The following is a 20,018-nucleotide window of genomic DNA, read 5'->3' as shown; positions in this document are numbered from 1 at the left end:
AGACCAATGATTGCAGGGCCTTCACTAAGGGAACTGGTGAGATCCACAGAAATTGAAAATCAGCGGTTGACTTGGTAATGAGAATCGCTATGATTATCACAACTGGTCGCGAGACTGGTCGATATTCTGAAAAGCCCTTGGTTCGGACTCTCAGATTATCTCCTCATCAGGCTAATCACGGTTATTTGACCCGGCTCTTGCCGGGTCTTTTTTTGCCTGTGGAAAACTCGCCAGATTGTACCGCCCTGACTACTTGCCGAACTGTTTACGCATTTGCGCGCAGTAATCCTGCGGTGGCGTGGCGGGCGTATACCAGACGTAATCGGCCATGGCCGCTGTGACCTCAGCGCCCTGCTCCGCCAGCATCAATACCGTTGGCGCTTCAGGCTCATCCAGATCCAGCACATGGATCGGCACCCCGACATCTTTACGCGCGTGGTACGCACCAGCAAACAGTAGTGAAGGCGTCGGTGCGGCCAGTAATCGCCCAGCCATCCGCCGGTCACGTTGCTGCTGGACGGCCAGCATCGCGGGCATTTGCGATGTGGGCAGCAAGCCGCAGTGGGAATCGCTGATCTGTGCCAGCAACTCATCCTTGACCATCGGGGCGTTAGAACGCGAACCGCTCAATGTCGGCGGCTTGGCATAGACAGTACGGACTTCAAGCGTATCCAGATTGGCCGCCAGCAACGGGTATGGCTGAGTCAGGACAAAACCAACGATCGGCCCGTACAGATTCCAGTCCCAACCCGATTGCCAGGCCAATGCATTGGGCAAGTCAGCGGGTAGCGGTGACGCATGCCTGACGTGATCGACGCGCGCTTGCTGATCCGGCGTGAGCATTTCCAGCAGCAAACTGCCTTGGGGCCGCCGCTCACCCAGTGCCTGTAATAACCACAATTGCAGTTGATGGTGATCACGATTGTCATGCTGTTCGCCGACGATCAACCGCGAAGGCTTGGCTAACCGTGCAAGCAGTTCCTGTGCTGTCAGTGTTTGACCGCTGCGCAGGTCCCGGATCTCGCCGCTGACGGGCGGCGGCACCACCGGCACATGCTGACAGGCACTCAGTAACAGCACAGCCAGGATCACCATCACACGCATGTTCTCACCTCGATGAAATGCTCAGCGGGCGATGATCAGCGGATGCCCACGCTCCGGGTGCGGCTGCACCAGTACTTCCAACCCGAACACGGCCCTGAGCGGTTCCGGGCGCAGCACCTGCTCCGGTGTATCCAGCGCCACGGGGCGCCCACCTTCGAGCAGTAATAGTCGATCACAATAACGTGCCGCCAGATTCAGATCATGCAAGATCACCAGCACCGCGGCGCCACGATCGGCGAACTCGCGCACCGCTTGCAGAGTAGTGTGTTGGTGCAGCGGGTCGAGCATCGATGTCGGTTCGTCGAGCAACAACGTTTGCCCCGCCTCCCCCGGCCAGAGCTGCGCCAGCACACGTGCCAGATGCACCCGCTGACGTTCGCCGCCAGACAACGCCAGATAGCTGCGTCCACTCAGGTGCCGCGCATCGGCCGCGAGCAGCGCGGCGGCGACGATCTCGTCATCCCGGACCCGGCCGCTTTGATAAGGCAAACGCCCCATACCGACCACTTCTTCGACGCGAAAGGCAAAGTCCAGGGTCGACACCTGCGGCAACACCGCCAAACGCTGGGCTCGCTGCGCCCCGGCCCAATGACTCAGCTCGCGCTCATCGAGCCAGACACTGCCGTGGTCCGCATGCAATTCGCCACATAGGGCGCCAAGCAATGTGCTTTTGCTGGCACCATTGGGGCCCAGCACGCCGAGGACTTCACCCGGTTTGAGTTCAAGGGTGATGTCCGTGAGAACAATCTTTCGACCGCGCCGGATTTGCAGATTCTGCGTTCGCAACATCAGTCACGCCCTCTGAGCAGTAGATACAGAAAGAACGGTGCGCCGATGAAGGCTGTGACAATCCCGATCGGCAGCTCGGCCGGCGCCAAGGCCAGTCGCGCCACCAGATCGGCAAATAATAAGAGACTGGCCCCCGCCAATACCGACGCCGGCAACAGCACACGATGATCGGGGCCAGCCAGCAACCGCACCAGATGCGGCACCACCAAGCCGACAAACCCGATCATCCCCGCTGCCGCTACCGCCGCACCGACGCCCAATGCCGTGCAGAACACCAGTTCGCGCTTGAGGCCTTCGACGTCGATGCCCAAGTGACCGGCCTCCGACTCCCCCAGCAACAATGCATTCAAGGCCTTGGCCCTACGCGGCAACCACAGCGCCACACCGGTGCTCACCAGCAGCAACGGCCAAAGTCGCGAATAACTGGCGCCGTTAAGGCTGCCCAGGTTCCAGAACGTCAGGGTGCGCAAGGTCGCGTCATCCGCCAGATAGGTGAATAACCCTACCGCAGAGCCGGCCAGGGCAGTCAATGCAATACCGGCCAGCAGCATGGTGGCGACGTTGGTCTGGCCGTTGCGCCGCCCCAGTCGATAGACCAGCGCCGTTACACCCAGCCCCCCGAGAAACGCACACACCGACAACAGATAAGGCCCGAAGGATTCGGGCAAACCGCCGAACACCGAACCACCGACAATCGCGATGGCAGCGCCCAATGCCGCGCCACTGGAGACCCCCACCAATCCCGGATCGGCCAGAGGATTGCGAAACAAGCCCTGCATTGCCACGCCGGACAGCGCCAGCACGCCGCCCACAGCCAAGCCGAGCAAGGTTCGCGGCAAGCGAATCTGCCCGAGGATCAGTTCGGCCTGCTCCAACCCGTCGGGCGCGATTGGCAAACCAATCAGCCGCAACGCCGCGCGCAACGTGTCGAACAACGGCAGACTCACCGGCCCCAACGCCAGCGACAACCAGATCGCTAGCAAACACAGCAGGCTCAGACTGATAAATAGCGCACGGGGTTTAACGAGGATCATTGGCCGGTCGTACCTGGATAGAAACCGTCAGCCAGGCTTTTCAGACTTTCCGGCAACCGTGGCCCCAGTCCCCCCACCAACAACGTCGGGTCCAGTTCCATGACTCGCCCGTCCTTGGCCGCGCGGGTGGACGAGAGGATCGGATTTTCCTTGAACAACGCCGCGCGCGCCGCATCGCCCGTCAGCGCACGGTCGGCAAACACCAGCACTTCGGGATTGAGACTGGCCAGGGACTCTACGGAAAACGGCTTGTAGCCAGTGTGGGTTGCCAGATTGTGGCCACCGGCCTGTTGCAGCAACCAATCGGCGGCGGTGTCTTTACCGGCAATTAACGGTTTACCGCCCGCATACCCCAACAGCAGCAATACACCCGGTGCTTTGTGTTTGAGTTGCACCTGACTGACCCGGGCTTGTTGCTGATCGAGCTGCTGTTGATAAGTCTGGAATACTTGCGAAGCCCGATCTTCAGCCCCCAGCAATTTGCCCAGATGCTGCAGGTTGCCCTGCAATGTCGGCAAATCTGGCTGGGCCGAGAACAGTTCGACCTGAACGCCCGCGCTGCGAATCTGTGAAAGCACCGATGGCGGCCCCATTTCTTCGGTGCCCACCAGGATCTGCGGGCGCAGACTCAGAACGCCTTCTGCCGAGAGTTGCCGTTGATAGCCGACGCTCGGCAGTGTCTTCAGCGACTCAGGATGCTGACTGGTGGTATCGACGCCCACCAGTTTCGACTCACCGCCCAATGCGCTGACCCATTCCGACAAGGCACCACCGGCGCTGACCCAACGTTGCGGCAACTCGGCTGCCATGGCCTGGTGACTGACGAGCAGTCCGACACAGAGCGCAGCGACGCGGGTACTCAGGCGCATAAACAGCTTCCTTTAAAGGTTTTCCCGGGCATCGAGAGGACAGGCCAAGTATCCTCGGCATCCGGCAATCGCCCTGTGGGTGAGCGGCCATTTGATAATTGTTTGCATTTGAACGTCAAGCTCGGACATATCTGGTCACGAGCTGCGGGACTTGAGGATAGACATGAAGCTTCTTTGCACAGGCGCCGAATTGGCTGACGCCAGCAGTCGCGGTTTCGACGTTGACGGTCAGAAGCTTCTGGCCGTGCGCCGGGACGGCCGGGTGTATGTGTATGAAAATCGCTGCCCGCACCGGGGTGTCGGACTGGAATGGAAACCCGATCAGTTTCTCGACCCCAGTAACAGCCTGATCCAGTGCGCCACCCACGGCGCACTGTTTTTGATCGAAGACGGCGAATGCGTCGCCGGCCCGTGCGCCGGGCAATCCCTGACCACTATCCCCTGCCACGAAGACGATCAAGGGATCTGGGTCACGCTCTAACCGTTTAACAGCACTTCCAGACGCCGATCGACCACCATCTCTTCGTGGGTCAAGTGCACGCCATACGCCAGCACTTCGACCCCACACGCCACCGCTTCGCGTAACGCCGCCGCGTAGGCCGAATCGATTTCTTCAGCAGGACGCACGGAGTCAATGCCGGTCAGGTTCACGCAATACAACTGCACGGCACGAATCCCGTCCCGCGCCAAATGCGCCAACTCCCGCAAATGCTTGGCCCCACGCTGGGTCACCGCATCGGGAAACGCCGCCACCAACGAGCCATCGAAGCCCAGGGTGACGCTTTTGACTTCCACATACGCGGGCCCGCTCGGGTAATCGAGACGGAAATCGATGCGGCTGCTTTCCTGACCGTAGGCCACTTCGCGCTTCAGTTCGGTAAAGCCGTTCAGCTCGGTGATGACATTGGCCCGCAACGCCTCCTCAATCAAACCGTTGGCGCGCCCGGTGTTTACGCAGAACAGTCGCCCCTGTGGGGTTTCGCCGACTTCCCAGGTGCCGGGCAACTTGCGTTTGGGGTCGTTGGAACGGCTGAACCAGACCTGCCCGCCTTCGACTTGGCAATTAAGCATCGAACCGGTGTTAGGGCAGTGAATGGTCAGCAACTCGCCATCAACGGTTTCGATATCGGCAAGAAAACGTTTGTAGCGACGAATCAAGCGACCTTCTTCGAGGGGAGGATGAAAGCGCATCAGCCTTGCCAGCTCTTCAAACCGCGAGCGATCCGCTCAACCGCTTCCTGCAAGCGTGGAAGACTTTGGGTGTAGGCAAACCGCACATGATGCCCGGCCTGATAGCGCCCGAAGTCCAGGCCTGGGGTGATCGCAACGTGCTCGGTTTCGAGAAAATGCCGGCAGAACGCGAAGGCATCGCCGCCGAACTTGCTGATATCAGCGTACAAATAGAACGCGCCTTCCGGCTCTACAGCGATACCGAAACCCAACTCCCGCAGGGCGGGCAACAGGAAATCACGACGCCGGCCGAACTCGGCTCGGCGCTCCTCGAAAATTTGGATAGTGGCGGGTTCGAAGCAAGCCAATGCGGCGTGCTGGGCCATGCTCGGCGCGCTGATGTAGAGGTTCTGCGCGAGTTTTTCCAGCTCACCGACCGCCGCTTCTGGCGCTACCAGCCAACCGAGGCGCCAGCCGGTCATGCCGAAATACTTGGAAAAACTATTGAGGACGAAGGCGCTGTCATCAACTTCCAGTACGCTGGCCGCATCCGTGCCGTAAGTCAGGCCATGGTAGATCTCGTCGACCACCAAATGGCCGTGGCGGGCCTTGATCGCTGCAGAGAGCCCGGCCAACTCGTCGCGGGTCAGGATGGTTCCGGTCGGGTTGGCCGGCGATGCCACCAGGGCGCCGACGCTGTCGTGATCCCAGTGACGCGCGACCAGATCCGGGGTCAGTTGATAACGCACATCCGAACCTACAGGAACAAGCTGCGCCGCGCCTTCCACCAGCCGCAGAAAGTGCCGGTTGCACGGGTAACCCGGGTCTGCCAGCAGCCAATGCTTGCCTGGGTCCACCAGCAAGGCACTGGCCAACAGCAACGCGCCTGAACCGCCGGGCGTGATGAGGATGCGTTGCGGATCGATGTTCAGCCCGTAACGCTGCTGATAAAACCCCGAAATGGCCTCGCGCAGCTCGGGAATGCCGCGAGCGGCGGTGTAACGGGTCTTCCCCGCCGTCAGCGCGGCTTGGCCGGCCTGGATGATCGGCTCGGCGGTGGTGAAGTCCGGCTCGCCGATTTCCAGGTGAATCACGTCGTGGCCGGCTGCTTGCAGCTCGTTGGCCCGCGCCAGCAGGGCCATGACGTGAAACGGTTCGATAGCGCGACTGCGCGCACTGTAGGACAGAGCCATTAGCCTTCCTTACAACGGGGAAAAGAATCGATTCTACCCAAGCGCAGGAACGAGCGAGAACCTAAAGCGGTCAGAGCCCATATAACGCTGGTCTCAAACGGTTCAAGCGTATGCTCCAGGTTTGACTAAAATCAATAATTGATCAGGTCTCCAGAGCCACCAGGCAAGGCTTTGCAATTTTTTGCAAGGCCCACGGGCCGCGGGCTCGACATCCGGGAGTAGCGCGGTCCGATTTGATCTGGTAAGTTCGCCCGCTTGCAGCCGCAGGGCCGGCAGGTGTCGGTGATGGAGCAATCCTGCGCAATGGATTACAAGAGTAGAGGCGGTCCATTTCATGCCCACCCAAGCAAAGCAGCAAAATCAGTCGATCAGCGGCTTCGAACCCTACAAAGAAGTGAAGGGCGAAGAGTACATGGGCAAGCCCATGCGCGCTCACTTCACCAAGATCCTGAACAAGTGGAAACAGGACTTGATGCAGGAAGTCGACCGTACTGTTGATCACATGAAAGACGAAGCGGCCAACTTCCCGGACCCGGCAGATCGTGCCAGTCAGGAAGAGGAATTCAGCCTCGAATTGCGCGCCCGCGACCGCGAGCGCAAACTGATCAAGAAAATCGACAAAACCCTGCAATTGATCGAAGACGAAGAATACGGCTGGTGCGAGTCCTGCGGCGTCGAAATCGGCGTCAAGCGACTGGAAGCCCGCCCTACCGCCGACATGTGCGTTGACTGCAAGACCCTGGCGGAAATCAAGGAAAAGCAAGTCGGCAAGTAATCTTGGCGACTTGAACGAAGAACGGAGCGTGCGAACGCTCCGTTTTTTGTTTCTGACATTTGCTGATTTGTTGCGTCTTCAAAATCGCCTTCGCGAGCAAGCTTCGCTCCTACAACGGCTAGCGCAATTTCCTGTAGGAGCTGAGCTTGCTCGCGAAGGCGGCTTCAAGCCATGCTCAAACGATTGAACAGCCTGACATCGCCCTAATGACCACCATCGCCTCCCCCGCCTACATTGGGCGTTTCGCCCCTACGCCCAGTGGACACTTGCACTTCGGTTCGCTGGTCGCAGCACTGGCCTCCTACCTCGACGCCCGTTCGGTCGGCGGCCGCTGGCTGGTGCGCATGGAAGATCTCGATCCGCCGCGCGAAGAGCCCGGCGCTCAGGCCGCGATTCTCAAAGCATTGGAAAGCTACGGGTTCGAGTGGGATGGCGACATGGTCCGACAGAGCGAGCGGCACGCGGCCTATGACGAAGTCATCAATCGCCTGTTCAATCAGGGCCTGGCCTACGCCTGTACCTGTTCGCGCAAACAATTGGAGCCGTATCACGGCATCTATCCCGGGTTCTGCCGCAACGCGGGGCACGGCACCGAGAACGCGGCGATTCGCCTGCGTGTACCGGAACTGGAATACCACTTCATCGACCGGGTGCAGGGCGAATTCCGTCAACACTTGGGTCGAGAGGTTGGTGATTTCGTGATCCGCCGTCGCGACGGGCTCTACGCCTATCAATTGGCGGTGGTGCTGGACGATGCCTGGCAAGGCATCACCGATATCGTGCGAGGCGCCGATTTGCTGGACTCCACGCCACGCCAGCTCTATCTGCAAGAACTGCTGGGCCTGCCGCAACCCCGCTACCTGCACATCCCGCTGATTACCCAGCCGGACGGCCACAAACTCGGCAAATCCTATCGCTCGCCGCCGCTGACCGAAGATCAGGCCACACCGCTGTTACTGCGCGCATTGCGGGCGCTGGGGCACAAGCCTGTAACCGAACTGAATGACGCCACGCCACGGGAAGTGCTGAACTGGGGCGTTGCCCACTGGGATGCATCGCTGATCCCGCGCACACTGACGTTACCCGAAGCGCAACTGCAGTGATGCCACTTGCAGTGGCGCGCCCATCCGTTACCATCGCCGCACGTTTTCGGGCACGCGCATAAAAAAGAGAGGCCGGGATGTACATCTATCGCTTGGTCCTGCTCCTGGTAGTGGGGATTTATCTGTTCTCCCCGGCCATCATGGATTGGTGGATCGACGCCACGGGCGCCTGGTATCGCCCTTATTTGCTCTGGCTGATTCTGATTGTCGTGACCTTCATTCTGCAGAGCCAAAAAGATGCCGATGAGCTTTAGCCTGACCCAGATGATCCTGATCAGCGCCGCGTACCTGGCGGTGCTGTTCGGCGTGGCCTGGATCAGCGAACGGGGCATGATCCCCCGGGCGATCATTCGCCACCCGCTGACGTACACCCTGTCGCTGGGCGTTTACGCCAGTGCCTGGGCGTTTTACGGCACGGTGGGCCTGGCCTATCAGTACGGCTACGGTTTTCTGTCCAGCTACCTCGGGGTTTCCGGGGCCTTTCTGCTGGCACCGGTGCTTTTGTACCCGATCCTGAAAATCACCCGCACTTATCAGCTCTCGTCCCTGGCCGACTTGTTTGCGTTTCGTTTCCGCAGCACCTGGGCCGGCGCACTGACGACAATTTTCATGTTGATCGGCGTGCTGCCGTTGCTGGCGTTGCAGATTCAGGCAGTGGCCGACTCCATCAGCATCCTCACCCGCGAGCCGGTGCAGCATCGCGTGGCCCTGAGCTTCTGCGCACTGATTACGCTGTTCACGATTTTCTTCGGCTCACGCCACATCGCTACCCGCGAGAAACATGAAGGCCTGGTGTTCGCGATTGCCTTCGAGTCGGTGATCAAACTGATCGCGATTGGCGGCGTCGGACTGTATGCGCTGTATGGCGTGTTCGATGGCCCGCAACAGCTGGAACTGTGGCTGCTGCAAAACCAGACCGCCCTCGCCGCCCTGCACACGCCATTGCAGGAAGGCCCGTGGCGCACGCTGTTGCTGGTGTTCTTCGCCTCGGCGATCGTGATGCCGCACATGTATCACATGACCTTTACCGAAAACCTCAACCCGCGCTCGCTGGTCAGTGCGAGCTGGGGTCTGCCGCTGTTTCTACTGTTGATGAGCCTCGCGGTGCCGCTGATTCTCTGGGCCGGGCTGAAACTCGGCGCCACGACCAATCCGGAATATTTCACCCTGGGCATCGGCATCGCCGCCAACAACAAAGCCCTGGCACTATTGGCGTATATCGGCGGATTGTCGGCGGCCAGCGGCCTGATCATCGTCACCACGCTGGCGCTGTCCGGGATGGCGCTGAACCATCTGGTGCTGCCGCTCTATCAGCCGCCGGCCGAAGGCAATATCTACCGTTGGCTGAAATGGACCCGCCGGGCGCTGATCGTCGCGATCATCATGGCCGGTTACGGTTTCTACCTGATGCTGGGTGCCGAGCAGGACCTGGCTAACCTCGGCATCGTCGCCTTCGTCGCCACATTGCAGTTCCTGCCGGGGGTGTTGTCGGTACTGTACTGGCCGACCGCCAACCGTCGCGGCTTCATCGCCGGCTTGCTGGCGGGGATTCTGGTGTGGCTGGTGACCATGCTGCTGCCGCTGGTCGGCAATCTGCAAGGCTTCTACATTCCACTGTTGAACATGATTTACGTGCTGGACGACACCAGCTGGCACATGGCAGCGATTGCCTCGCTGGCCGCCAACGTGCTGATGTTCACGCTGATCTCGTTGTTCACCAACGCCAGCCCCGAAGAGGCCAGCGCCGCCGAAGCCTGCGCCGTGGACAACGTTCGCCGCCCGCAACGCCGCGAACTGCATGCCGCCTCGCCTCAGGAATTTGCCACGCAACTGGCCAAGCCGCTGGGCGCCAAGGCTGCACAGAAAGAAGTCGAACAGGCGCTGCGTGACCTCTATCTGCCGTTCGATGAACGTCGACCGTACGCTTTGCGCCGTCTGCGTGATCGTATCGAAGCGAACCTTTCCGGCCTGATGGGGCCGAGCGTCGCGCAGGACATGGTCGAAACCTTCCTGCCCTACAAGGCTGGCGGCGAAAACTATGTCACCGAAGACATCCACTTCATCGAAAGCCGTCTTGAGGACTACCACTCGCGCCTCACCGGTCTTGCCGCCGAACTCGATGCGTTGCGCCGCTACCACCGCCAGACCTTGCAAGAGTTGCCGATGGGCGTGTGCTCGCTGGCCAAGGATCAGGAAATCCTCATGTGGAACAAAGCCATGGAGGAGCTGACCGGGATTGCCGCGCAGCGTGTGGTCGGTTCGCGCCTGAGCACCATTGCCGATCCGTGGAAAGAACTGCTGCAAGGCTTCATCAATCTGCCGGACGAGCATTTGCACAAACAGCACCTGGCCCTCGACGGTCAGACTCGCTGGCTGAACCTGCACAAAGCGGCGATCGATGAACCGCTGGCGCCGGGTAACAGCGGCCTGGTACTGCTGGTGGAAGACCTGACCGAAACCCAGATGCTCGAAGATAAACTGGTGCACTCCGAGCGCCTGGCCAGCATCGGTCGACTGGCGGCCGGCGTGGCCCATGAAATCGGCAACCCGATCACCGGCATTGCCTGCCTCGCGCAAAACTTGCGCGAAGAGCGTGAGGACGACGCCGAACTCACGGAAATCAGCGGGCAGATCCTCGAGCAGACCAAACGCGTGTCACGCATCGTTCAGTCGCTGATGAGCTTCGCCCATGCCGGCAGTTATCAGCACAGTGACGAGCCCGTCTGTCTGGCGGAAGTGGCCCAGGATGCCATCGGCCTGCTGGCCTTGAACCGGCGCAATTTCGAAGTACAGTTCTACAACCTGTGCGACCCCGATCACTGGGTCGAAGGCGACCCGCAGCGGCTCGCCCAAGTATTGATCAACCTGCTCTCAAACGCCCGCGACGCCTCGCCTCCGGGCAGTGCAGTGCGAGTTAAAAGCGAAGCCGGCGAACACACGGTCGATCTGATCGTCGAAGACGAAGGCAGTGGTATTCCCTCGAGCATCATGGACCGACTGTTCGAACCTTTCTTCACCACCAAGGATCCTGGCGAAGGCACCGGTCTGGGCCTTGCACTGGTCTATTCCATCGTTGAAGAGCATTATGGACAAATCACCATCGACAGCCCGGCTGATGTTCAAAGCCAACGCGGCACCCGTATCCGGGTGACTTTGCCGCGTCATGTCGAAGCGACGTCCGCTGTGAACTGAGACCGTCGAGAGTATCGAATCAATGCCGCACATTTTGATCGTCGAAGACGAAACAATTATCCGCTCCGCCTTGCGCCGTCTGCTGGAACGTAACCAGTACCAGGTCAGCGAAGCCGGATCCGTGCAGGAAGCACAAGAGCGTTTCAGCATCCCCACATTTGACCTGATCGTCAGCGACCTGCGTCTGCCAGGCGCGCCTGGTACCGAGTTGATCAAACTTGGCCAGGGCACTCCGGTGCTGATCATGACCAGTTACGCCAGCCTGCGTTCGGCCGTCGACTCCATGAAGATGGGCGCGGTGGATTACATCGCCAAGCCTTTCGATCACGACGAAATGCTCCAGGCCGTCGCGCGAATCCTGCGTGATCGGCAATCGGCGCAAGCCAGCGGTGAACCGGTCGTCGGCAAAACGAGCAATGGCGCCGCGAAAAATGGTGTCGACAACAGCAACGGCGAAATCGGCATTATCGGCTCATGTCCGCCGATGCAGGACCTTTACAGCAAGATCCGCAAAGTCGCGCCAACCGATTCCAACGTCCTGATCCAGGGTGAATCGGGTACCGGTAAAGAACTGGTAGCACGCGCTCTGCATAATCTGTCCAAGCGCGCCAAGGCGCCGATGATCTCGGTGAACTGCGCGGCCATTCCGGAAAGCCTGATCGAGTCCGAGCTATTCGGCCACGAAAAAGGCGCGTTTACCGGCGCCAGCGCCGGGCGTGCCGGGTTGGTGGAAGCGGCGGACGGCGGCACCTTGTTCCTCGATGAAATCGGTGAACTGCCACTGGAAGCTCAGGCTCGCCTGCTGCGTGTGTTGCAGGAAGGCGAAATCCGCCGGGTCGGTTCGGTGCAGTCGCAGAAGGTTGATGTACGCCTGATTGCCGCGACCCACCGGGACCTCAAGAGCCTGGCGAAAATTGGCCAGTTCCGTGAAGACTTGTATTACCGTCTTCACGTGATCGCCTTGAAGCTGCCGGCCCTGCGCGAGCGCGGCGCGGACGTCAATGAAATTGCCACTGCATTCCTCGCACGGCAGAGCGCGCGGGTCAACCGCACCGATCTGAAATTCGCCCTGGATGCCGAACAGGCGATTCGGCATTACTCCTGGCCGGGTAACGTTCGCGAGCTGGAAAATGCGGTCGAACGCGCCGTGATCCTATGCGAAAGCCCGGAGATTTCCGCCGAGCTGCTGGGCATCGACATCGAACTGAGCGATCTGGATGACGACGACTTCATCGGCCTGGCGCCCCAGCAGGGCAATAGCGGCGGTAACACCAGCCACGAACCGACCGAAGATTTGTCCCTGGAAGACTACTTCCAGCATTTCGTTCTCGAGCATCAGGACCACATGACCGAAACCGAGCTGGCCCGCAAACTCGGGGTCAGTCGCAAATGCCTGTGGGAACGCCGTCAGCGCCTGGGCATTCCGCGGCGCAAGACCGGGGTGGCCAGCGAGAGCTGAACCGCACCTGTCGGATGTGCGGGTAACACATGACATTGTGAAAAAACTGTTACCTCAGCTTTTTCGCGTAACAGAAGCCGGGGCTTACGGTAACGAAGCCCCGGTTTTTTTGGGCCTCGAAAAACACCATTAGCCCGCCTAACCCCTTGTTTTACTGGACCTCATAAAAGTTGGCACGCACCCTGCTATATGTTTAGTACAAGAACAATAACAAGCAATGTACAAGACAATAAAAATAAGACGTATCGACTCACGCACAATAAAAACAAGACGGCGAGAGGCGTAGCTAACTGATTCTTTTGGAGAGGCGTTGCATTTGGGGCTTGCCCCACGACCAGGCCGAGAACAATAAAAAACTGTCCCAAGACAGTGCCTGAACTGGTTGGATCGAACGATCACAGCAACACAGCGACCAAAGCAATCCGTTTGCTCTTGGCTCCCGATTGGGAGGGCCGTGAAGGAAAACTTCATGGCGAGGGCGCTCAACAAAAACAAGAAGCCCGAAACCAATAATAAAAATAGAGCATGCAACTACTTCTTGGGGAGCTTCGGCTCCCCTTGTGGTTTCTGGCGTTTAGCCTGTGGCGAGGGGGCTCGCCCCCGTTGGGTTGCGAAGCAGCCCCAAGCTCTTGAGCGTTTCCGAAATCATGCCAGTGCTGCGCACTGGAACGGGGGCAAGCCCCCTCGCCACACGGCAGTTGCTACAAAACCCCATGCCAGACATCCCCTCCAAGCACTTGCGCAGCTTCCTACACCATCCCCCGACTAAATGCTAGAATCCCCGCCCATCATGCGGTCATTCTTCGTTATGGCCGAACATTCCTTCAAACAGTGCATCCCATGCTGAAGAAGTTGTTCCAGTCATTCCGTTCTCCCAAGCGTCATACGCAACACATTCGCAGTACGCCTGAAGTGCTCAACAGCGGCCAACATTCGCTGCAAAAGGCACAGTTCAGCCGTTACGCGGTGAATATCGTCGAACGCCTGCAGAACGCCGGTTACCAGGCTTACCTGGTCGGCGGCTGTGTGCGTGACATGCTGCTCGGCATCACGCCGAAAGATTTCGACGTCGCCACCAGTGCCACGCCTGAGCAGGTACGCGCCGAGTTCCGCAATGCGCGGATCATCGGTCGGCGTTTCAAACTGGTGCATATCCACTTTGGCCGCGAAATCATTGAAGTCGCGACCTTCCGCGCCAATCACCCGCAAAACGACGAAGACGAAGACAGCAACCAATCGTCTCGTAATGAAAGCGGGCGAATTCTGCGTGACAACGTCTATGGCACCCTGGAAGAAGACGCGCAACGCCGCGACTTCACCATCAACGCCTTGTATTACGATCCGGTCAGTGAACGCATTCTCGACTACGCCAACGGCGTACACGATATCCGCAATCATCTGATCCGCCTGATCGGCGATCCGAAGCAACGCTACCAGGAAGACCCGGTGCGGATGCTGCGGGCCGTGCGTTTCGCCGCCAAGCTGAATTTCGGCATCGAAAAACACAGCGCCACGCCGATCCGCGAACTGGCGCCGTTGCTGCGCGAGATCCCGTCGGCTCGTCTGTTCGAAGAAGTGCTCAAGCTGTTCCTCTCCGGCTATGCCGCGGACACCTTCGAAATGCTGGTCGACCTGCAGCTGTTCGATCCGCTGTTCCCGGCCAGTGCGGCAGCGTTGGAGTACAACCCGACCTACACCCACACGCTGATCAGTGAAGCGCTGATCAACACAGACCTGCGGATCAAGCAGAACAAACCGGTCACCCCGGCGTTCCTGTTTGCCGCCCTGCTCTGGCCTGCCCTGCCGGCCCGTGTGTTGCGTCTGCAAGAGCGCGGCATGCCGCCGATTCCGGCGATGCAGGAAGCCGCTCACGAGTTGATCGCCGAACAGTGCCAGCGCATCGCCATTCCGAAACGCTTCACCATGCCGATCCGCGAGATCTGGGACATGCAGGAGCGTCTGCCACGGCGCAGCGGCAAACGCGCCGACCTGTTGCTGGACAACCCACGGTTCCGCGCCGGTTACGACTTCCTGCTGCTGCGCGAAAGCGCCGGTGAGCAGACCGATGGCCTGGGCGAGTGGTGGACCGACTATCAGGACGCCAACGACAGCGAACGCCGGGACATGATCCGCGACCTCAGCGGCAAGGACGACGGTACTGGCGCTCCGCGCAAACGTCGCCGCAGCGGCGGCGCCAAGCGCAAGCGCGCTGCCGGCGCACCGAGCGCTACAGGCGAATAAGCCATGGAACGCATCTACATCGGCATGGGCAGCAATCTGGCTGACCCCGCCGAACAGTTGCGCAGCGCTGTCGAAGCGCTGGCGCAATTGCCGCAGACCGAACTGGTCGGGGTTTCCGGGTTTTATCAAAGCGACTCGCTGCTGCCCGGCCAACCGCGTTACACCAACGCGGTCGCCGCGCTCGACAGCAACCTCGCGCCACTGGACCTGCTGGATGCGCTGCAAGCCATCGAGAATGGCCAAGGCCGCGAGCGCCTTGAACGCTGGGGCCCGCGCACGCTGGATCTGGACATCGTGCTGTTCGGCGATCGACTGATTGACGAACCGCGCCTCAAAGTCCCCCACTACCACCTGCAGGAACGGGCCTTTGTGCTCTATCCGCTAGCCGAACTGGCACCGGCTGATCTGCGCCTGGCCGATGACCGCACCCTCACAGAATTACTCACTGCCTGCCCGTTCGTCGGGTTGGAACGCCTCTCCCCGAATTGACAAAAAACCCTGTGGGAGCGGGCTTGCTCGCGAAAGCGGTAGCACATTCAACATTGATGTGACTGATACACCGCCTTCGCGAGCAAGCCCGCTCCCACATTGACTTGTGTCGCGCTCACAAAACCTGCTGAATCGCATCAGTAACGCCGGTAACACCCCACACGTAACAATGCGGTAACACACACAATTGACTTCCCGGGTTCTCCTCACGACTATAGGCGTCCCGCTGCCGCCAACGCGGCGCCAAAGGGCGCAATCCAGGCCTTACAAGCACCACGAAAGAAGGTGCGCCTGTATAAATGACGAATCACGCGCGTTACTCGCAGTAGTTTCCATAGCGCCTGTAATGAGGATTTTTTTCATGCCAGCCATCACCCTGACCACGCTCCAGAGCCTCAAGCAGAAAGGTGAAAAGATCACCATGCTGACCTGCTATGACGCGACCTTCGCCCATGCCTGCAATGAGGCCGGGGTTGAAGTGCTGCTGGTGGGCGACTCCCTCGGCATGGTCTTGCAAGGTCACGACAGCACCCTGCCGGTGACCACCGCTGAAATGGCCTACCACGTGGCGGCCGTCAAACGCGGCAACGCCGATGCCCTGATCCTCGCCGACCTGCCCTTCATGGCCTACGCCACCATTGAACAAACCATGACCAACAGCGCCCTGTTGATGCAGGCCGGTGCGCACATGGTCAAGGTTGAAGGGGCATTGTGGCTCGCAGACTCGATCCGTCTGCTAGCCGAACGTGGCATCCCGGTGTGCGCGCACATGGGGCTGACACCGCAATCGGTCAACATCCTCGGCGGCTATAAAGTCCAGGGCCGCAACGAGAACCAGGCGCGGCAGATGCGTGCCGACGCGATTGCCCTGGAACAGGCCGGTGCGGCCATGCTGCTGCTCGAATGCGTACCCAGCGAACTGGCCGAAGAAATCACCCAGGCGGTGGGTATCCCGGTGATCGGCATCGGCGCCGGCAGCGGCACCGACGGCCAGGTGCTGGTCCTGCACGACATGCTTGGCCTGTCTATTACCGGCCGCGTACCAAAATTCGTGAAGAACTTCATGACTGGCCAAACCAGCATTCAAGCTGCCTTGAGCGCTTACGTCACTGAAGTCAAAGCGGCGACTTTCCCTGGCATCGAACACGGATTTTCTGCATGAACACCGTAAAAACCGTACGCGAACTGCGGGCCGCCGTGGCCCGTGCCCGTAGCGAAGGCAAGCGCATCGGCTTCGTGCCGACCATGGGCAACCTGCACAGCGGGCATATCGCGCTGATTACCAAAGCCACCCAACGGGTGGATTTCGTGGTCGCGAGCATTTTCGTCAACCCGCTGCAGTTCGGTGCCGGTGAAGACCTCGACAAGTACCCGCGGACCCTGGCCGCCGATCAGGAGAAACTGCTCCAGGCCGGCTGCCATCTGCTGTTCGCACCAACCGTCGAAGAAATGTACCCCGACGGCATGGCCGGCCAGACCCGCGTCAGCGTTCCGCAACTGTCTGAAGGCCTCTGCGGCGCCAGCCGTCCGGGGCATTTCGAAGGGGTGGCGACCGTAGTCAGCAAGCTGTTCAACATGGTCCAGCCGGACCTGGCGATTTTCGGCCAGAAAGACTTCCAGCAACTGGCGGTGATTCGCGCCCTGGTGCATGACCTGAACATGCCGATCCAGATCATCGGTGAGCCTACCGTACGTGCCGCCGATGGCTTGGCGCTGTCGTCGCGCAATGGTTTCCTCAGCGAAGAACAACGTGCCGTCGCGCCAGTGGTCTATCGCACCCTGACCCATATTGCCGATGCAATTAAACAGGGTGAGCGCGATTACCCGACGTTGATCAACGAACAGATCAAACAGCTTGAAGCCGCCGGCCTGCGTGCGGACTATCTGGAAATTCGCCATGCACTGACCTTGCGTCCGGCGACGGCGGAAGATCGGGATCTGGTGATTCTAGTGGCGGCGTTCCTCGGCACGACGCGGTTGATCGACAATCTGCATCTGAACCTTGACGCTGCGGTTTAAACGGCAAGATCAAACAGCAACATCAAACAAAACGGCGAGATCAAAAGATCGCAGCCTGCGGCAGCTCCTACGCGCCTGTGGGCGCTCCCGCCGTTCGATTCCGACCTGGGGAAACACTCATGCACGCCATCATGCTCAAGGCCAAGCTGCATCGCGCCGAAGTCACCCATGCTGTACTCGATTATGAAGGCTCTTGCGCCATCGACGGCGAATGGCTGGACCTGTCCGGCATCCGTGAGTACGAACAGATCCAGATCTACAACATCGACAACGGCGAACGCTTCACCACCTACGCGATTCGTGGCGAAGAAGGTTCGCGCATGATTTCGGTCAACGGTGCCGCGGCGCACAAGGCCAAGGTCGGCGACCGCGTGATCATCTGTGCTTACGCCCACTACAGCGAAGCCGAACTGCTCAACTTCAAGCCGCGCATGCTCTACATGGCGCCGGGTAACGAGCTGAGCCACACCAGTAATGCCATTCCGGTTCAGGTCGCCTGATCGAGCCGCGTCCCCTGTCAGCCTTCCGTTTGTCGGACCGCTCCCGGTTTAAATGTTAAAAAAGTACCGGGAGCAGGTCAGACAAAGTCAAGACAGATTGCAGCGCGAGGTTTACTGTATTCGCCCTGCGCCATGAAATCGTGTCGACGCAGTTGACCGGACGCCCACCCGCAGCGCTCCGGGATTTTAGTGTTCAAAAGGCCGTTCAAGTAAAAGGAAAACCGCAGCGATGGCGTATTACCGCACTCCTCACGACGTTACCGCTCTGCCCGCCTGGCAAGCGTTGAATGACCACCGCCAAGCCATGCAGGATTTCAGCATGCGCGAAGCCTTTAATGCCGATCCGCAGCGTTTTACTCAATTCACCCTCAGCAGTTGCGGCCTGTTTCTCGACTACTCGAAAAACCTGATCAACGCCGAGACCCGCAACCTGCTGGTGGGCCTGGCCAACGAAGTCGACCTCAAAGGCGCGATCAAAGCGCTGTTCGATGGCGAAATCGTCAACTCTTCCGAAGGCCGCCCCGCGCTGCACACCGCACTGCGCCGCCCGGTGGGCGACAAGCTGTCGGTCAACGGCGTCAACGTGATGCCCGATGTACACAAGGTGCTGAACCAGATCACCGACCTCGTAGGTCGCATCCACGATGGGTTGTGGCGCGGTTACACCGAGAAGCCGATCACTGACGTGGTGAATATCGGCATCGGTGGCTCGTTCCTCGGCCCTGAGTTGGTATCCGAAGCGCTGCTGTCCTACGCCCAGAAAGGCGTGCGCTGCCATTACCTGGCGAACATCGACGGCAGTGAATTCCACGAACTGACCATGAAGCTGCGCGCCGAGACCACGCTGTTCATCGTCTCGTCGAAATCCTTCAACACCCTCGAAACCCTGAAAAACGCCCAGGCCGCACGCGCCTGGTACCTGGCTCAGGGTGGTTCGGAAGCCGAGCTGTACCGTCACTTCATCGCCGTTTCCAGCAACAATGCGGCGGCGGTAGCGTTCGGTATTCGCGAAGAAAACATCTTCCCGATGTGGGACTGGGTTGGCGGGCGTTACTCGTTGTGGTCGGCTATCGGTCTGCCGATTGCACTGGCCATCGGCATGTCGAACTTCAAGGAGTTGCTGTCCGGTGCCTACACCATGGACCAGCACTTCCAGAGCGCGCCATTCGAACAGAACATGCCGGTGCTGCTGGCGTTGCTCGGCGTCTGGTACGGCAACTTCTGGGGCGCGCAAAGCCACGCGATCCTGCCGTACGACCACTACCTGCGCAACATCACCAAACACTTGCAACAGCTGGATATGGAATCCAACGGCAAGAGCGTGCGCCAGGACGGCACGCCAGTGTCCACCGATACCGGCCCGGTGATCTGGGGCGGCGTCGGTTGCAACGGTCAGCACGCTTACCACCAGTTGCTGCACCAGGGCACCCAGCTGATTCCGGCCGACTTTATCGTGCCGATCGTCAGCTTCAACCCGGTGTCCGACCACCACCAGTGGCTGTACGCCAACTGCCTGTCGCAAAGCCAGGCACTGATGCTCGGCAAGACCCGCGCCGAGGCCGAAGCCGAGTTGCGTGACAAGGGCATGAGCGAGGACGAAGTACAGAAGCTGGCGGCACACAAGGTGATCCCGGGCAACCGTCCGAGCAACACCTTGGTGGTCGAACGCATCAGCCCGCGTCGTCTTGGCGCACTGGTGGCGCTGTACGAACACAAAGTCTTCGTGCAAAGCGTGGTCTGGGGCATCAATGCCTTCGATCAGTGGGGCGTGGAGCTGGGCAAGGAGCTGGGCAAAGGCGTCTACAACCGCCTGGTCGGCAGCGAAGAAACCCCGGCCGACGATGCCTCCACCCAAGGCTTGATCAACTACTTCCGCGGTCGTCACCGCGGGTGATAGGCTGAAGGGGCGGTCTACCCGCCCCTTCACTTGTAGCAACGACAGTTCCACGGCACCGCGTTTACCGCAAAATCGGTGGCGTGCGCTATCACTGTAGGAGCTGCCGAAGGCTGCGATCTTTTGATCTTGATTGTAAAAAACAAGATCAAAAGATCGCAGCCTTCGGCAGCTCCTACGAGGGTCG

General features: G+C 59.9%; 18 protein-coding genes. 12 read left to right on the top strand and 6 right to left on the bottom strand.

What is annotated here, in order from left to right; all coding sequences use genetic code 11:
- Positions 1–249 precede the first annotated feature (249 nt).
- The 4 genes from F6R97_RS19195 to F6R97_RS19180 are packed head-to-tail and all read right to left on the bottom strand — an operon-like array spanning position 250 to position 3,796.
- Positions 250–1,104, bottom strand: coding sequence for a ChaN family lipoprotein (locus tag F6R97_RS19195; protein WP_048396502.1), 855 nt, complete (start codon positions 1,102–1,104; stop codon positions 250–252).
- 21 nt (positions 1,105–1,125) lie between these two features.
- The gene (locus tag F6R97_RS19190; RefSeq protein ID WP_315866940.1) at positions 1,126–1,893 is read right to left on the bottom strand and encodes a heme ABC transporter ATP-binding protein; all 768 of its coding nucleotides are present in this window, start codon (positions 1,891–1,893) and stop codon (positions 1,126–1,128) included.
- A complete protein-coding gene (locus tag F6R97_RS19185; protein WP_315866942.1) occupies positions 1,893–2,876 on the bottom strand; it encodes an iron ABC transporter permease in 984 nt (327 codons plus the stop codon). The genes F6R97_RS19190 and F6R97_RS19185 overlap by 1 nt, the downstream gene beginning before the upstream one ends.
- 47 nt (positions 2,877–2,923) lie before the next feature.
- The gene (locus tag F6R97_RS19180; RefSeq protein ID WP_050681454.1) at positions 2,924–3,796 is read right to left on the bottom strand and encodes a hemin ABC transporter substrate-binding protein; all 873 of its coding nucleotides are present in this window, start codon (positions 3,794–3,796) and stop codon (positions 2,924–2,926) included.
- 163 nt (positions 3,797–3,959) lie between these two features.
- Between F6R97_RS19180 and F6R97_RS19175 the strand changes: the two genes are divergently transcribed.
- A complete protein-coding gene (locus F6R97_RS19175) occupies positions 3,960–4,277 on the top strand; it encodes a Rieske (2Fe-2S) protein (protein WP_038981536.1) in 318 nt (105 codons plus the stop codon).
- Here F6R97_RS19175 and sfsA read toward each other — a convergent pair.
- Both sfsA and F6R97_RS19165 read right to left on the bottom strand, forming a co-directional pair.
- The gene (sfsA, locus tag F6R97_RS19170) at positions 4,274–4,987 is read right to left on the bottom strand and encodes a DNA/RNA nuclease SfsA (protein WP_050681453.1); all 714 of its coding nucleotides are present in this window, start codon (positions 4,985–4,987) and stop codon (positions 4,274–4,276) included. The two genes, F6R97_RS19175 and sfsA, sit on opposite strands and share 4 nt — an antisense overlap.
- Positions 4,987–6,159, bottom strand: a complete 1,173-nt coding sequence (locus F6R97_RS19165; RefSeq protein ID WP_315866939.1) for a pyridoxal phosphate-dependent aminotransferase — start codon at positions 6,157–6,159, stop codon at positions 4,987–4,989. The genes sfsA and F6R97_RS19165 overlap by 1 nt, the downstream gene beginning before the upstream one ends.
- 334 nt (positions 6,160–6,493) lie before the next feature.
- On the opposite strand from F6R97_RS19165, the gene dksA reads away from it, so the two are divergent.
- The 11 genes from dksA to pgi all read left to right on the top strand — a co-directional run bounded on the left by dksA (position 6,494) and on the right by pgi (position 19,831).
- On the top strand, positions 6,494–6,934 hold the full coding sequence (gene dksA, locus F6R97_RS19160) for an RNA polymerase-binding protein DksA (RefSeq protein WP_007902025.1): 441 nt from the start codon (positions 6,494–6,496) through the stop codon (positions 6,932–6,934).
- Between the two features lie 206 nt (positions 6,935–7,140).
- Positions 7,141–8,037 carry a tRNA glutamyl-Q(34) synthetase GluQRS gene (gene gluQRS, locus F6R97_RS19155; protein WP_048396509.1) on the top strand — a complete coding sequence of 299 codons (897 nt, stop codon included), beginning with the start codon at positions 7,141–7,143 and terminating at the stop codon, positions 8,035–8,037.
- A gap of 77 nt (positions 8,038–8,114) precedes the next feature.
- On the top strand, positions 8,115–8,291 hold the full coding sequence (locus tag F6R97_RS19150; protein WP_003176118.1) for a hypothetical protein: 177 nt from the start codon (positions 8,115–8,117) through the stop codon (positions 8,289–8,291).
- On the top strand, positions 8,275–11,229 hold the full coding sequence (locus F6R97_RS19145) for a sensor histidine kinase (protein ID WP_161794735.1): 2,955 nt from the start codon (positions 8,275–8,277) through the stop codon (positions 11,227–11,229). Before F6R97_RS19150 ends, F6R97_RS19145 begins: the two co-directional genes overlap by 17 nt.
- Positions 11,230–11,251: 22 nt before the next feature.
- Complete coding sequence (locus tag F6R97_RS19140; RefSeq protein ID WP_048396497.1) at positions 11,252–12,688, top strand: sigma-54-dependent transcriptional regulator; 1,437 nt, start codon at positions 11,252–11,254, stop codon at positions 12,686–12,688.
- An 840-nt stretch (positions 12,689–13,528) separates the two neighbouring features.
- Positions 13,529–14,929 (top strand): polynucleotide adenylyltransferase PcnB, encoded by a 1,401-nt coding sequence (locus F6R97_RS19135; protein ID WP_008068509.1) that lies wholly within the window; start codon positions 13,529–13,531, stop codon positions 14,927–14,929.
- Positions 14,930–14,932: 3 nt separating this feature from the next.
- Complete coding sequence (gene folK / locus F6R97_RS19130; protein WP_315866938.1) at positions 14,933–15,418, top strand: 2-amino-4-hydroxy-6-hydroxymethyldihydropteridine diphosphokinase; 486 nt, start codon at positions 14,933–14,935, stop codon at positions 15,416–15,418.
- Positions 15,419–15,779: 361 nt separating this feature from the next.
- Positions 15,780–16,580, top strand: coding sequence for a 3-methyl-2-oxobutanoate hydroxymethyltransferase (panB, locus tag F6R97_RS19125; RefSeq protein WP_048396496.1), 801 nt, complete (start codon positions 15,780–15,782; stop codon positions 16,578–16,580).
- Complete coding sequence (gene panC / locus F6R97_RS19120) at positions 16,577–17,437, top strand: pantoate--beta-alanine ligase (RefSeq protein WP_315866937.1); 861 nt, start codon at positions 16,577–16,579, stop codon at positions 17,435–17,437. Before panB ends, panC begins: the two co-directional genes overlap by 4 nt.
- A 119-nt stretch (positions 17,438–17,556) precedes the next feature.
- A complete protein-coding gene (panD, locus tag F6R97_RS19115) occupies positions 17,557–17,937 on the top strand; it encodes an aspartate 1-decarboxylase (protein ID WP_008153310.1) in 381 nt (126 codons plus the stop codon).
- Between the two features lie 229 nt (positions 17,938–18,166).
- On the top strand, positions 18,167–19,831 hold the full coding sequence (gene pgi / locus F6R97_RS19110; protein WP_038981528.1) for a glucose-6-phosphate isomerase: 1,665 nt from the start codon (positions 18,167–18,169) through the stop codon (positions 19,829–19,831).
- Positions 19,832–20,018: the final 187 nt, after the last annotated feature.

The organism is Pseudomonas sp. JV414 (assembly GCF_032424305.1).
In the GTDB taxonomy this organism is placed as follows: Bacteria; Pseudomonadota; Gammaproteobacteria; order Pseudomonadales; family Pseudomonadaceae; genus Aquipseudomonas; species Aquipseudomonas lini.
This window is presented reverse-complemented; position numbering and strand designations above follow the sequence as displayed.

Bases quoted from the DNA above. Each gene is read 5' to 3' on its own strand.
- panD (WP_008153310.1), top strand. From the start codon at position 17,557: ATGCACGCCATCATGCTCAAGGCCAAGCTGCATCGCGCCGAAGTCACC.
- F6R97_RS19195 (WP_048396502.1), bottom strand. From the start codon at position 1,104: ATGCGTGTGATGGTGATCCTGGCTGTGCTGTTACTGAGTGCCTGTCAG.
- F6R97_RS19150 (WP_003176118.1), top strand. From the start codon at position 8,115: ATGTACATCTATCGCTTGGTCCTGCTCCTGGTAGTGGGGATTTATCTG.
- sfsA (WP_050681453.1), bottom strand. From the start codon at position 4,987: ATGCGCTTTCATCCTCCCCTCGAAGAAGGTCGCTTGATTCGTCGCTAC.
- pgi (WP_038981528.1), top strand. From the start codon at position 18,167: ATGGCGTATTACCGCACTCCTCACGACGTTACCGCTCTGCCCGCCTGG.
- gluQRS (WP_048396509.1), top strand. From the start codon at position 7,141: ATGACCACCATCGCCTCCCCCGCCTACATTGGGCGTTTCGCCCCTACG.
- F6R97_RS19140 (WP_048396497.1), top strand. From the start codon at position 11,252: ATGCCGCACATTTTGATCGTCGAAGACGAAACAATTATCCGCTCCGCC.
- F6R97_RS19175 (WP_038981536.1), top strand. From the start codon at position 3,960: ATGAAGCTTCTTTGCACAGGCGCCGAATTGGCTGACGCCAGCAGTCGC.
- F6R97_RS19135 (WP_008068509.1), top strand. From the start codon at position 13,529: ATGCTGAAGAAGTTGTTCCAGTCATTCCGTTCTCCCAAGCGTCATACG.
- F6R97_RS19165 (WP_315866939.1), bottom strand. From the start codon at position 6,159: ATGGCTCTGTCCTACAGTGCGCGCAGTCGCGCTATCGAACCGTTTCAC.
- folK (WP_315866938.1), top strand. From the start codon at position 14,933: ATGGAACGCATCTACATCGGCATGGGCAGCAATCTGGCTGACCCCGCC.
- F6R97_RS19145 (WP_161794735.1), top strand. From the start codon at position 8,275: ATGCCGATGAGCTTTAGCCTGACCCAGATGATCCTGATCAGCGCCGCG.
- F6R97_RS19190 (WP_315866940.1), bottom strand. From the start codon at position 1,893: ATGTTGCGAACGCAGAATCTGCAAATCCGGCGCGGTCGAAAGATTGTT.
- panC (WP_315866937.1), top strand. From the start codon at position 16,577: ATGAACACCGTAAAAACCGTACGCGAACTGCGGGCCGCCGTGGCCCGT.
- dksA (WP_007902025.1), top strand. From the start codon at position 6,494: ATGCCCACCCAAGCAAAGCAGCAAAATCAGTCGATCAGCGGCTTCGAA.
- F6R97_RS19180 (WP_050681454.1), bottom strand. From the start codon at position 3,796: ATGCGCCTGAGTACCCGCGTCGCTGCGCTCTGTGTCGGACTGCTCGTC.
- panB (WP_048396496.1), top strand. From the start codon at position 15,780: ATGCCAGCCATCACCCTGACCACGCTCCAGAGCCTCAAGCAGAAAGGT.